Source organism: Kitasatospora sp. NPDC002040 (assembly GCF_040296785.1).
Taxonomy (GTDB): domain Bacteria; phylum Actinomycetota; class Actinomycetes; order Streptomycetales; family Streptomycetaceae; genus Kitasatospora.
This window is the reverse complement of record NZ_JBEOXV010000009.1, coordinates 151,241-163,071: the sequence shown is the minus strand read 5'-3', so window position 1 is coordinate 163,071 and position 11,831 is coordinate 151,241. Positions and strand designations below refer to the sequence as shown.

The window sequence follows — 11,831 nt, the reverse complement described above, 5'->3', positions numbered from 1 at the left end:
CGCCTAGGCGAAGACGACCGTGCGGGTGCCGTTGAGCAGCACGCGGTGCTCGCTGTGCCACTTGACCGCGCGGGCCAGTGCCTGGCACTCGACGTCGCGGCCGACCGCGACCAGCTGGTCGGGCGTCACGTCGTGGGTGACCCGGGCGACCTCCTGCTCGATGATCGGGCCCTCGTCCAGGTCGGCGGTGACGTAGTGGGCGGTGGCACCGATCAGCTTCACGCCCCGGGTGTGCGCCTGGTGGTACGGCTTGGCACCCTTGAAGCTCGGCAGGAACGAGTGGTGGATGTTGATGATGCGTCCGGTCAGCGCCTTGCACAGGTCGTCCGAGAGCACCTGCATGTAGCGGGCCAGCACCACCAGGTCGACCCGCTCGGCCGCGACCAGGTCGAGCAGCTGCTGTTCGGCCTCGGCCTTGTTCTCCCGGTTCACCGGCAGGTGGTGGAACGGGATACCGTACGACTCGGTCAGCTCGCGGAAGTCGGTGTGGTTGGAGACCACCGCGGCGATCTCCACCGGCAGCGCGCCGATCCGGGTGCGGAACAGCAGGTCGTTCAGGCAGTGCCCGAACTTGCTGACCATCAGGACCACCCGGATCCGCTCCGCGCTCGGGGTGATCCGCCAGTCCATCCGGAACGAGGCGCCGATCGCCGCGAAACTGGCCCGCAGCTTCTCGGTGCTGACGGGCTGTTCGGCCGAGAAGTGCACCCGCATGAAGAACAGCCCGCTGTCCCCGTCCCCGAACTGCTGGCTGTCGATGATGTTGCAGCCGGTCATGAAGAGGTAGCTGGAGACCGCGTGCACGATGCCCTGCTTGTCCGGGCAGGACAGCGTGAGGACGTACTGGGCGCTGGCCGTCGGCTGGTCCACGGGTGTCGTTCCGTTCTGCGGTCGCTGGTGGCGGATCGTCCAGGGTGTCACAGACCGGACCCGGCCGGTCGGAGCGACCGCAGTACGGACGTCAGCCGACCCGGGTGAGGATCCGCAGCACCTCCAGCGAGCGCGGCGGCTCGTCCGGGTCCTCGCCGTCGGCCAGTGCGAGCCGGACGTGCGCGGCCCTCGCCGCGTCGACCGCCTCGGGCCAGCCGGGGTGGGCCAGGTAGGCGGTGGCGTGGGCGTCCGCACCGATCTCGTGCAGCACCCGGAGCACCCGCAGCACGGCGGCGTCCACCAGGGCCGCCTCCTCGGCGTCGCGCAGGATGGTGCCGAGGTACTTCTCGGCCGGCCAGCGGTCCAGCCAGGTGTCCTCGACCAGGCGGTAGACGGCGTCGGTGACGTCACCGAAGCCGCTCCGGCCGGTCAGCCAGGTGTGCTGCTGGAAGGCGGGGTCGGACAGCATGTGCAGCGCCGAGCGCAGTCGGGCACGCCAGCGCCACCAGGGCAGGTCGTTGAGCGGCATGCCGCCCATCGTGCTTGAGCGGTGCCCGCTACGAGAAGGGGTTCGGTCAGACCGATGCGAAGAACTTGTACTGGCGGACATGTGGATCGATGCTACGTGCCCCGACTTCACACGTTCTACTCGCGTCACTGCGCCTGCCCACCCGGAGTTCCGCCCCCGTTGGCCCGTCGTTCGCTTTTCGTCCCTCTCGGCGCACTCCGCCCGGTCAAGGCTGAATCCGGCCGACCTGGCCTGCAGTTCTGTGACCTAGGAGGGGCACCCCATCATGAGGCGGAGCGGACCCGAGCTCGCACAGCCGACCGGAGCCCTGAGCCGGGCCGGCCGATGCCGTCGCACCGCCGGGGCGGTGGCCGCCGCCCTGTTGCTGCCCGCCCTGCTCTCCGCCTGCGGCGGTCCCGCCGACGCGGCCGGTGCCGACGACATCACCGTGATGACCTGGGCCCCGTCCGGCACCGGGTCCTCGGACCGGCCCGGGATGACCGCGCTGGCCGAGGCGGTGGGCCGTGAGCTCAACTCCTCCGGCGGGCTCTTCGGCCGCCGGATCAAGGTGCTCACCTGCAACGAGCACGACACCGCCGACGGCGCGGCGGAGTGCGCCCGCCAGGCGGTGGCCGCCCGTGCGCTCGCGGTGGTCGGCTCGTACAGCCAGTACGGTTCGAGCTTCATCCCGCCGCTGGAGGAGGCCGGCATCCCGTACATCGGCGGGTACGGCCTCTCCACGCCGGAGTTCAACAGCCCGATCGCCTACCCGGTCTCCGGCGGCACCCCCGCGCTGATCGCGGGCAGCGGCCAGCAGCTGGTCGAGGCCGGCTGCAAGAGCGTGTCGGTGATCCGCCCGGACACCCGGGCCGGCGACACCCTGCTCGGCTTCCTCGCCGGGGTGCTCAAGCCGGCCGGGGTCAAGCTGGTCGACGTCAAGGCCCCCGAGCGCTCGAACAACTACACCGAGATCGCCCGGAAGGCGATCGGCGACGACCGGGCCGGGAACTGCGTCACCGTCGCGCTCGGCTCCGAGTCCACCGCCAACCTGCTCGACCCGTACCGGCGGCTGGAGCCCCGGCGGACCCAGCTCGCCTCGGTGATCGGCAGCTTCCAGCAGTCGGTGGTCGACGCCACCGGCGGCGACGCCGGGCCGCTCAGCGGCGCGTACGCGACCGGCTGGTACCCGCCGGAGGCGTCGCACGTGTGGAACTCCCTGCGGTCCACCGTCCAGCAGTACGGCGGCGGCGGGGTGCCGATCGACGTCGCCGACCCCGGCGTGCAGACCACCTGGGTGGCGTACGAGGTGCTGCGGGTGGCCGTGGAGCGGGCCGGGCACGACAAGAAGCTGACCTCCCGGGGCCTGCGCAACGTCCTGGACAGCGGCGAGCCGATCGCGACCGGTGGCGCCACGCCCGAGCTGAGCTGGGGACTCACCGACATGCTGCCCAGCGCGGACTCGCCCCGGCTGGTGAACACCTCGGTGACCTTCCAGCGGGTCCAGGGCGGCCGCCTGGTCGACCAGCGGCCCGGCTTCGTGAACGTGCGCAAGATCCTGGCGGGCTGACCCCCGCCCCGGGACGACACGGCACAGCCCCGGCTCCCCTCACGGGGGGCCGGGGCTGACTGCTGTTCAGCGGCCGGTCGCCTCAGAGATCGGTGTCGACCTTGGTGGGCAGGCCGGTCTGGGCCGCGATCGCGTTCCACAGCGTGCTGGCCTGCTTCTTGGCCGTGGTGGCGTCGCCGCTGGCGGTGTTGCCGGCCTTGTAGTGCGGGTTGTCCTTCTTGGCCGGGTCGCAGGCGCCGGCCGAGTCGGCCGCCCAGAGGGCGTACTCGGAGTCGGCCTTGGCCGAGGCCTCCCACGCCTTCTTGAGCTGCTCGCCCAGCTGGGCCCCGCCCGGCAGCTGGTCGGTCTTCAGGCCGGCCAGGCCGGTGAGCAGCTGCTGGCGCTGGCCCGCCGCCTCGTTGAGCGCCTGCTGGGCCTCGGGGAGCTTCTCGCACTTGCCCACCCAGCCGACCGCGTTCACCACGCTCTGCCGGCTGGCGTTGGCGGTGCCGATCAGGGTCGACAGCGCCTGCGCCTGGGCCTTGCCGTCCGCGCTGATCGAGCCGGCGCCGCTGCTGGCGGCGGCGGACGCGCCGGCGGAGGTCTTGGCGGCCGGGCCCGCGCCCTTGCCGGCCGGGTCGTCGTTGCCGCTGAGCAGGACGGCGATCAGGATGCCGGCCGCCGCGCAGCCGGCCACCACACCGCCGATGATCAGCCGGTTGTTCGCCCGCCGGGGCTCCGGCGCGGGGGCCGGCGGGGCGTACGCCGGGGGCGCGGGCGGGAACTGCTGCTGCCCCCCGTACGAGGGCTGCTGCGGCTGGCCCCCGAAGGTCTGCCCGCCGAACGACTGCTGGCCCCCGAACGACTGCGGGGCCCCGTACCCCGGCTGGGCGGGCGGCTGCTGACCACCCGTCGGATCCGCGCTCGGGTACGGCGGCAGGAACTGGGTGGCCGGAGCGGCGTCACCGGCGACCGGCTGCTGCGGCACCCCTTGGTAGTCCTGCTGGTAGTCCTGGCCCCCCAGGTACTCCGGACCCCCGCCCTGGAACTGCTCGGTGGGCACGCCCTGCTGGACCGGTGGCTGCTGCGCACCGGCGTCCGGCTCCGGCCGGAACAGGTCGTCCAGGTTGAAGTCGTTTGAGTTGGAGTGGGAGTACGAGCGGCGCTGGCTCAACGCGATTCCTCACCTGTGCACGGCCCACCAACCGCACTGCGGGGGCCTTCCTCGGTTCTTCCGCGCGCTCGCTGCCTCGACAACGCAGGGGACGCCGACTATCGGGCCCAACCTACCCCGTCGCTCCGGCGGGTGACTACGCACCCTGGAAGTCCGTCATGCGGCCTCCACCTCCATCCGGGCCTGGAACTCCCGCACGGCGCGGTGGCTGCGGTACGGCTCCAGCCGGCGGCGGAACTCGTCCAGGTACTCCACGCCCCGGTTGGACCGCAGCCCGCTGAGCAGCCGGACCGCCTGGGTGCCGGTCTCGCAGGCCCGCTCCACGTCGCGCTGCTGGAGCTGGGCGGTGGCCAGCAGCACCAAGTCGACCGCGCGGCGACGGACCCGGGTCGGCGGGTGGAGTTCGAGCGCGGTGCGGGCGTACTTCTCCGCCTGCACGGCCTGCTCCAGGTCGCGGTGGCAGTGCGCCAACTCGTCCGCCAGGTACGCCTCGTCGAAGTGCACGATCCAGTCCGGGTCGTCCTCCGGGTTGCGCTGCTCCATCGCGGCCAGCGCCTTGGCGGCCACCGCCTCGCAGGAGCGGACGTCACCGAGCAGCGCGTGCCCCCGGGCCTCGGCGGCGTAGAACATCGCCATCGCGGTCGGGGTCGCCACCGAGCGGGCGCCCTCCTGGGCGGCGCGGGCGAGTTGGGCGATCTCGCGCGGATTGCCCAGCGCGGCCGCCAGGTGGCTCATCGAGGCGGCCAGCACGTACCCGCCGTAACCGCGGTCGTCGGCGGCCTGGGCCAGCCGGAGCGCCTGGATGTAGTAGCGCTGGGCCAGGCCGGGCTGGCCGGTGTCCACCGCCATGTAGCCCGCCAGCTCGGTCAGCCGGGCGACCGCGCCGAAGAGCTGACGGCCCGTCTCCTCCCGGTACGCCCCGCTGAGCAGGCCGGAGACCACGCTGTTCAGGTAGTGCACCACCACCGGGCGGACGTGGCCGCTGCCGAAGCGGTGGTCCAGGTCGACCAGCATCTGGGTGGTGGCCCGGATCGCCGCCACGTCGGCCAGGCCGACCCGGGGGCCGCCGGAGCGGGCCACCACCGGGTCCGGCGGGGTGATCAGCCAGTCCCGGCTGGGCTCGACCAGGGCGGAGGCCGCCACCGTGGCACCGGAGAGGAACTCCCGGCGGCCGACGTCGCTGCGCCACAGCTCGCAGACCTGGTCCAGCGCGCCGCTGAGGGTGGCGGCGAACTGCAGGCCGACGCCGGAGCTGAGGTTCTTGCCGTCCGCCATGCCGATCTCGTCGACCGTCACCCCCCGTCCGAGCTTGCGGCCGAGCGCCTCGGCGATCACCGCCGGTGCCTGACCCCGGGGTTGCTGGCCCCGTAGCCACCGGGCCACCGAGGTCTTGTCATAGCGCAGGTCGAGCCCGTGCTCGGCGCCACAGAGATTCACCCGGCGGGCGAGGCCCGCGTTCGAGCAGCTCGCTTCCTGGATCAGCTGCTGCAAACGCTCGTTGGGCTGCCGTGCGACGAGTGCTCTTGCGGCCATGGGCTTCGCCTCCCCACGCCCCCGGCCCTGACCGGCGGGCGACGATTCTTCTGCTCGAATTGCCGACGTGCCGACCGGTTAAGGCTTCTGAGTTCAGGTTAGCGATCAGCAACACCAGCGGGATACCCACGGTGACGGGCCCACCCCCCACGCGCCCTGCCAAATGCCCCTGTGCGCCCCCTGTTGCGCCGTCCGGGCTCCTTCGTCTTCTACCCGCCCCCGAACCCCGGGAACCCGTCCGGGAGTTGCCTGTTGGGCTCCGCGGCCGTCACCGGTACGGGTGACATTGCCGCCTGGCCGGAACCGACCGGGTCACGGGCCGTAACCCCACTCACGGACGGTAGTTGAGCAGCACGTGGAAGAGACCCCGGAAGCCCCCGAGTCGGGCCTGCCCAAGCCGCTCCTCGCGGCCCTCAGCTACGTCGAGGACCGCCACTGGGAGGTCGCGCCCGGGACTTGGCTGCTCGACGACGATGGCCCGGCGCGCTGCTCCTGCGGCGACCAGCGCTGCGCCCTGCCCGGCGCCCACCCCACCCACCCGGAGTGGCGGAACAAGGCCAGCGCCGGGCCCGGGGTGGTCCGCCGCTGGTGGTCCGAGCACCCGGAGGCGTCGATCCTGCTGCCCACCGGCCGGTTCTTCGACGTGCTGGACGTGCCGGAGGTGGCGGGCTGCCTGGCGCTGGCCCGGATGGAGCGGCTGAACCTCCAGCTCGGCCCGGTGGTGGCTGCCCCCGCCTCGTCCGGCCAGTCCGGCCGGCGGCTGCTCTTCCTGGTGCTGCCCGGGGTGGTGGCCAAGCTGCCGGAGATGCTCCGCCGGCTCGGCTGGGGCCCCGGCCGGCTGGACCTGGTGGCGCGCGGCGAGGGCGACTGGATCGTCGCCCCGCCGTCCCGGGTCGGCCCGTTCGGCCCGACCCGGTGGGCCCGGCCGCCGTCCGAGCTGAACCGCTGGCTGCCGGACGCCGAGGACCTGATCAGCCCGCTGGCCTACGCCTGCGGGCGGGAGGCCCCGCCGCTGCGGCCGCAGCCGAACCAGCCGGCCGCCGTGCACTGACCGGCTGACGGCGGCTCAGCCGCCTCCTCGAACTGCCGCCCTACCCCTATCGGGTGAGGGTGCGCACCGCGCGGGACCACGCGCGCGACTGACGGGCCTTGTCTCCCACCGGAGCCGGGGCCCGTCACACGTTTGCCCGGATAAGACACCGATGTACCCGGACGGCAGGGGCAGAAGCCGCTCGTACGAGTGACAACGCTCAAGGATTGCCAAGATCTGCCGAGGGGAGGAATTGCTCCGAGAGGGACCGCAGGAGGGACGCTCGGACGGGGAAGCCGAGCGGAGCGGATCGGGGGGGCTCTCGGGGGACGGCGGGGGAACGGCGGGGGACGGTGGGGGAACGGCGGAGCCCGGTGCCTGGGGAGGCACCGGGCTCGGCCGCACCGGAAGCAGAGGTCAGTGCGCCTCGGCCACGAACAGGTGCGCGGCGATCTCCTTGGGCAGCTCGGCCGCGCTCTCGCCGGAGCCGACCAGCACGCCGCCGTCGGCGCCCGCGGCGACCTTGACCGTGGTGCCGGGGCGGATGCCGGCCTTGCGCAACGTCAGCATCAGTCCCTCGTCGTTCTGGATCGGCTCACCGATCCGGCGGACCACCACGCTGACCCCGTGCTCGCCCGGCCGGACCGAGTCGAGGGTGGTCAGCGCGGCGTCGAAGCCCTCGCCCTCGGCCCGGGTGTCACCGAGCTCCTCCAGGCCGGGGATCGGGTTGCCGTACGGGGACTGGGTCGGGTGGCCGAGCATGGCGAGCACCTTGCGCTCGACCGTCTCGCTCATCACGTGCTCCCAGCGACAGGCCTCCTCGTGCACCTGCTCCCACTCCAGGCCGATCACGTCGACCAGCAGGCACTCCGCGATCCGGTGCTTGCGCATCACCCGGACGGCGAGCCGCCGGCCCTCCTCGGTCAGCTCCAGGTGCCGGTCACCGGCCACCTGGAGCAGCCCGTCCCGCTCCATCCGACCGACCGTCTGGCTGACCGTCGGGCCGCTCTGCTCCAGCCGCTCCGCGATCCGGGCACGCATCGGAACGATGCCCTCCTCCTCCAGCTCCAGGATGGTGCGGAGGTACATCTCTGTGGTGTCGATCAGCCCAGACATCGCCGCTGGCTCCGTTCCTCGGTATCCTCACCGCCAATTCTGACGTACGCCACCGGCAACCGTGAGCGCCCGACCCCTTCTTCCCGGGGCTTTCCGTCAGCTCGCCCGCATTTTCGTCACTGTTGACAGGCGCCCCCCGCAGGCCGCACCGTGCTGGCCGTAGCTTTCTCCCAATCTGCGGTCTGGACCATCGGGCCGCCCCCACGGTACGGAGATCTGATGAGCGACCTGGTCGGGGAGTACTTCGACGCCGCGGTGGAGCACCTGCACCGGATCAGGACCGAGGAGGCGGGGTCGATCGACCGCGCGGCCGAGCTGCTGGCCGAGGCGGTCGCGGACGGCCGGCGGATCTTCACCTTCGGCGCCGGGCACTCCTCGCTGGCCGCCCAGGACGTGGTCTACCGGGCCGGCGGCCTGGTGGTGATCAACCTGCTGAACGTGCCCGGCATGACCGGGGTGAACGTGATGCCCGCCCCGCTCGGCAGCGCGCTGGAGCGGGTCTCCGGGCTGGCCACCACCACCCTGGACCTCACCCCGGCCCGGGCCGGCGACCTGCTGTTCGTGATCTCGCTCTCCGGCCGCCAGACCATGCCGGTCGAGCTGGCCCAGCACGCCAGGTCCCGCGGCCTGACCGTGATCGGCGTCACCTCGCTGGCGTACCCGGGCGAGGTGAGCTCCCAGCACTCCTCCGGGACGTACCTCAAGGACCACTGCGACGTGGTGCTGGACAGCAAGATCGCGGTCGGCGACGGCGAGCTCAGCCACCCCGCGGCCGGGACCACCTTCGGCTCGGTCTCCACCATCGTCACCAGCGCGCTGATGCAGGCCGTGGTGGCCTCGGCGGTCGGCCGGCTGGCCGACCGGGGCATCACGCCCCCGCTGTTCCGCTCCGGCAACGTGGACGGCGGCACCGAGTGGAACGTCAAGGTGATGGCCGACAACGCCGAACGGATCTACTACACCTTCTGACCTTTGCTGTCGTCAGTTCCCCTGTCTTGATGGCCAGTTGACGCGCATACTGGCCGGACACCGGGCGTACCGCCGCTCCGTCGGGGGCAGTAGGTACCTGCTGGCGCGGACGGCGAGGGGCGGGGGTCCAGATGGTGGCGGCCGGTGGCGGGCGTTCGATGGGATGGGTGCGGGAGGACGAGCTGCTGCCCGAGCTGTTCTGGACGGCGGACTCCTCCTCACTGCAGGGGCAGCGGCGCGCGGTCGCACTGTCCCGCTGGGAGCTGCTGCTCCTGGTGGCGGCCGCCTTCACCGGCTCCGCCGACGGCAGCCTGTGGGCCTGGGCGGCGGCCCTCGCCTACCTGCTCACGGTCGGCCTGGCGACGGTCACCGGGCGGCAGAACCCGCAGGGCCTCTGGTACGAGGGCCGGGCCGCCGCCGAGTCGGTCAAGACGCTGTCCTGGAAGTACGCCGTCCGGGCCGACGCCTACCAGCCGCCGCCGAAGACCCTGCCCGACGCCGAGCGGCTCTACGACGTCCAACTGGGCGGGGTTATCAGCCAGTTCGGCACCAGCCGGGCGATCCCCCAGCTGGACCGGGTGCAGGCCGAACTGCAGTCCTGGCGCGGCCCGCTGGCCGGGCGGCCGCCGAGCCACCCCCAGATCACCGACACCATGCGGCAGCTGCGCGCCCAGCCGCTCACCGTCCGGCGCGAGGTCTACCTGCGCGAACGGGTCAGGACCCAGCGCGAGTGGTACCGGAACAAGGCCAGGTACTGCACCAACGCCATCCGCTGGGCCGACCTGCTCGGCGTGGTGCTGCCGCTCACCGGGCTGGTGCTGGCGATCCTGCGCGCCCTCGGCGAGTTCACCTTCGACGCGCTCGGCGCGGTCTCCGCGGTGGCCGCCTCGGTCTCCGCCTGGGCCCAGCTGCGCCAGTACCGGCCGCAGGCGGCCGCCTACACCATCGCCGCCTCCGAACTCGCGGTGATCGAGACCCAGTTGACCCAGCTGGCGGCCGAGGCACCGGACGCCGAGGAGAACTGGGCCCGGCTGGCCCGGGACGCCGAGGACGCCATCTCGCGCGAGCACACCACCTGGCAGGCCCGACGCGAGGTGCGCACCACCGACGCACCGATCTAGCGGGCCCTGCCCCGATCAGCTGTTCAGGAGGAGGCCACGTGGTGGTGCAACTGGTCGAGGTGGGCGATTCCCGCTCGCTCGCGGTCGAGACCTTCGGCGATCCGCACGGGCGGCCGGTGTTCCTGCTGCACGGCACACCCGGCAGCCGGGTCGGCCCCAGCCCCAGGACCTCGGTGCTCTACCGGCTCGGGGTGCACCTGATCGCCTTCGACCGGCCCGGCTACGGCGACTCCACCCGGCTGCCCGGACGACGGGTCGCCTCCGCGGCCGCCGACGTGGCCGCGATCGCGGACGCCCTCGGCCTGGGCGAGATCGCCATCCTCGGCCGCTCCGGCGGCGGCCCGCACGCCCTCGCCTGCGCCGCCCTGCTGCCCGGCCGGGTCAGCCGGGTGGCCTCGCTGGTCACCCTGGCCCCGCGCAACGCCGAGGGCCTGGACTGGTACGCCGGGATGACCCCCTCCAACGTCCGCGCCTACCGCGAGGCGGAGCACGGGCAGCACGCCTTCGCCGCCGCCTTCCAGTTCCGCTCGCAGCAGATCAAAGGCGACCCGGTCGGTCTGATCAAGAACCTGGCGCCCGAACTGCCGCTCACGGACCGGACGGTGGTCTCTGACACGGGGATCCGCCGGATGCTGTTGAGCACCTACCGGGAGGCGTTCCGTTACGGCGCGGACGGCTGGATCGACGACGTGCTGGCCTTCACCACCGACTGGGGTTTCAAGGTCGAGGACATCACCGTCCCGACCCGGCTCTGGCACGGTGCGGACGACCGGTTCTCCCCGGTCGAGCACTCCTACTGGCTCTGCGACCACATCCCGGGCGCCGAGCTCTACCTCCAGCCGGGCGCGGCGCACTTCGGGGCGTTCACGGTGTTGGCCGAGGCGCTCAAGTGGGCAGCCGGGTAGGCCTGGTACCCGGTTCGGCTCGCCGCCACGGGTGTCCAGCGCCCGCGCCGTACTGGCGCAGCCGCTCAGACAGCTGTGACCGGGGCTCCGCCCGCCAGTACGGCGAGGATGTTGTCGACTGCCAGACCGCCCATCGCCTGGCGGGTGCGGACCGTCGAGCTGCCCAGGTGCGGGGCGAGTACGGCACGGTCCTGGGCCAGCAGTGCGGCCGGGACGGCGGGCTCGTGCTCGAAGTTGTCGACCGCGGCGGCGAAGAGGTGGCCGGAGTCGAGGGCGGCGGCCAGTGCGGCCTCGTCCACCACTCCGGCGGTCATGCTCACCACCACCGCACCGGGCGGGAGCTGGGCCAGCCGGTCGGCGTCGATCAGGTGCCGGGTGGCGGCCGAGAACGGGCAGGTGACCACCAGGACCTGTGACCGCACGAGCAGTTCGTCCAGCGGGAGCCAGTGGGCCGTACCCTCCTCGGCAGCGGGCAGCCGGCTGCGGTTGTGGTAACTCACCGGCATGTCGAAGCCGGTGGCGCGGCGGGCCACGGCTTGGCCGATCCGGCCCATGCCGAGGATGCCGAGCTGAGTACCGGTCAGCTCCAGGCCGAGCATGAAGGTGGGTGCCCAGGCCCAGGGCTGTCCGGAGCGCAGCAGGCGCTCGCCCTCGCCGAGGCGGCGGGTGGCGGCCAGCAGCAGGGCCCAGGCCATGTCCGCGGTGGCGGCTGTGAGCACACCCGGAGTGTTGCTGACCGCTACGCCACGCACCGCGCAGGCTGCGAGGTCGACGTTGTGGGTGCCGACCGCGTGGTTGGCGACGATCCGCAGCCCTGGACCGGCCGCATCCAGGAACTCCGCGTCCACCCGGTCGTCCAGGGTGGTCAGCACCGCTGTCCGGCCGTGCACGGCCTGGAGCAGCTCGGCGCGGGACATCGGCAGCTCGCTGTCGTGCAGCGACACCGCGTGCGGCGCGAGTCGTTCCAGTACCCCGGGCGCGAGGCGGCGGGTGACGAGTACCGGGGGCGGCAGGGTGTCGGTCATCAGACCCGCAGCGTATCGCCCGCACCGGCACCCG

General features: G+C 72.8%; 11 protein-coding genes. 5 read left to right on the top strand and 6 right to left on the bottom strand.

Going from position 1 to position 11,831, the window contains the following annotated elements; genetic code table 11:
- Positions 1-3: 3 nt before the first annotated feature.
- The gene (gene purU, locus ABT118_RS21040) at positions 4-870 is read right to left on the bottom strand and encodes a formyltetrahydrofolate deformylase (RefSeq protein WP_350670763.1); all 867 of its coding nucleotides are present in this window, start codon (positions 868-870) and stop codon (positions 4-6) included.
- A 91-nt stretch (positions 871-961) separates the two neighbouring features.
- The gene (locus ABT118_RS21035) at positions 962-1,480 is read right to left on the bottom strand and encodes an SCO4402 family protein (protein WP_350670756.1); all 519 of its coding nucleotides are present in this window, start codon (positions 1,478-1,480) and stop codon (positions 962-964) included.
- Positions 1,481-1,664: 184 nt separating this feature from the next.
- Between ABT118_RS21035 and ABT118_RS21030 the strand changes: the two genes are divergently transcribed.
- A complete protein-coding gene (locus ABT118_RS21030) occupies positions 1,665-2,945 on the top strand; it encodes an ABC transporter substrate-binding protein (RefSeq protein ID WP_350670752.1) in 1,281 nt (426 codons plus the stop codon).
- Positions 2,946-3,027: 82 nt separating this feature from the next.
- Here the strand turns inward: ABT118_RS21030 and ABT118_RS21025 are convergent, their stop codons facing one another.
- Positions 3,028-4,098 (bottom strand): hypothetical protein, encoded by a 1,071-nt coding sequence (locus ABT118_RS21025; protein ID WP_350670749.1) that lies wholly within the window; start codon positions 4,096-4,098, stop codon positions 3,028-3,030.
- 156 nt (positions 4,099-4,254) lie between these two features.
- Complete coding sequence (locus tag ABT118_RS21020; protein WP_350670745.1) at positions 4,255-5,631, bottom strand: NsdA family TPR-like regulatory protein; 1,377 nt, start codon at positions 5,629-5,631, stop codon at positions 4,255-4,257.
- Between the two features lie 355 nt (positions 5,632-5,986).
- Between ABT118_RS21020 and ABT118_RS21015 the strand changes: the two genes are divergently transcribed.
- On the top strand, positions 5,987-6,682 hold the full coding sequence (locus tag ABT118_RS21015; RefSeq protein ID WP_350670744.1) for a bifunctional DNA primase/polymerase: 696 nt from the start codon (positions 5,987-5,989) through the stop codon (positions 6,680-6,682).
- Positions 6,683-7,078: 396 nt separating this feature from the next.
- On the opposite strand, the gene ABT118_RS21010 is transcribed toward ABT118_RS21015, so the two are convergent.
- Positions 7,079-7,777, bottom strand: a complete 699-nt coding sequence (locus tag ABT118_RS21010; RefSeq protein WP_350670742.1) for an iron-dependent transcriptional repressor DtxR — start codon at positions 7,775-7,777, stop codon at positions 7,079-7,081.
- 219 nt (positions 7,778-7,996) lie between these two features.
- Between ABT118_RS21010 and ABT118_RS21005 the strand changes: the two genes are divergently transcribed.
- From ABT118_RS21005 to ABT118_RS20995, 3 genes are all read left to right on the top strand, one after another.
- Positions 7,997-8,746 (top strand): sugar isomerase domain-containing protein, encoded by a 750-nt coding sequence (locus ABT118_RS21005; RefSeq protein WP_350670739.1) that lies wholly within the window; start codon positions 7,997-7,999, stop codon positions 8,744-8,746.
- A 167-nt stretch (positions 8,747-8,913) separates the two neighbouring features.
- Positions 8,914-9,867, top strand: a complete 954-nt coding sequence (locus tag ABT118_RS21000) for a DUF4231 domain-containing protein (protein ID WP_350670738.1) — start codon at positions 8,914-8,916, stop codon at positions 9,865-9,867.
- A gap of 38 nt (positions 9,868-9,905) precedes the next feature.
- A complete protein-coding gene (locus ABT118_RS20995; protein ID WP_350670735.1) occupies positions 9,906-10,772 on the top strand; it encodes an alpha/beta fold hydrolase in 867 nt (288 codons plus the stop codon).
- Between the two features lie 65 nt (positions 10,773-10,837).
- Here ABT118_RS20995 and ABT118_RS20990 read toward each other — a convergent pair whose 3' ends face one another.
- Positions 10,838-11,797: a 2-hydroxyacid dehydrogenase gene (locus tag ABT118_RS20990; protein ID WP_350670732.1), complete on the bottom strand. Its 960-nt coding sequence runs from the start codon at positions 11,795-11,797 to the stop codon at positions 10,838-10,840.
- Between the last annotated feature and the right edge of the window lie 34 nt (positions 11,798-11,831).

Coding starts and splice junctions, on each gene's coding strand:
- ABT118_RS21035 (WP_350670756.1), bottom strand. CDS start 1,480: ATGTCCGCCAGTACAAGTTCTTCGCATCGGTCTGACCGAACCCCTTCT.
- ABT118_RS21030 (WP_350670752.1), top strand. CDS start 1,665: ATGAGGCGGAGCGGACCCGAGCTCGCACAGCCGACCGGAGCCCTGAGC.
- ABT118_RS21020 (WP_350670745.1), bottom strand. CDS start 5,631: ATGGCCGCAAGAGCACTCGTCGCACGGCAGCCCAACGAGCGTTTGCAG.
- ABT118_RS21010 (WP_350670742.1), bottom strand. CDS start 7,777: ATGTCTGGGCTGATCGACACCACAGAGATGTACCTCCGCACCATCCTG.
- ABT118_RS21005 (WP_350670739.1), top strand. CDS start 7,997: ATGAGCGACCTGGTCGGGGAGTACTTCGACGCCGCGGTGGAGCACCTG.
- ABT118_RS20990 (WP_350670732.1), bottom strand. CDS start 11,797: ATGACCGACACCCTGCCGCCCCCGGTACTCGTCACCCGCCGCCTCGCG.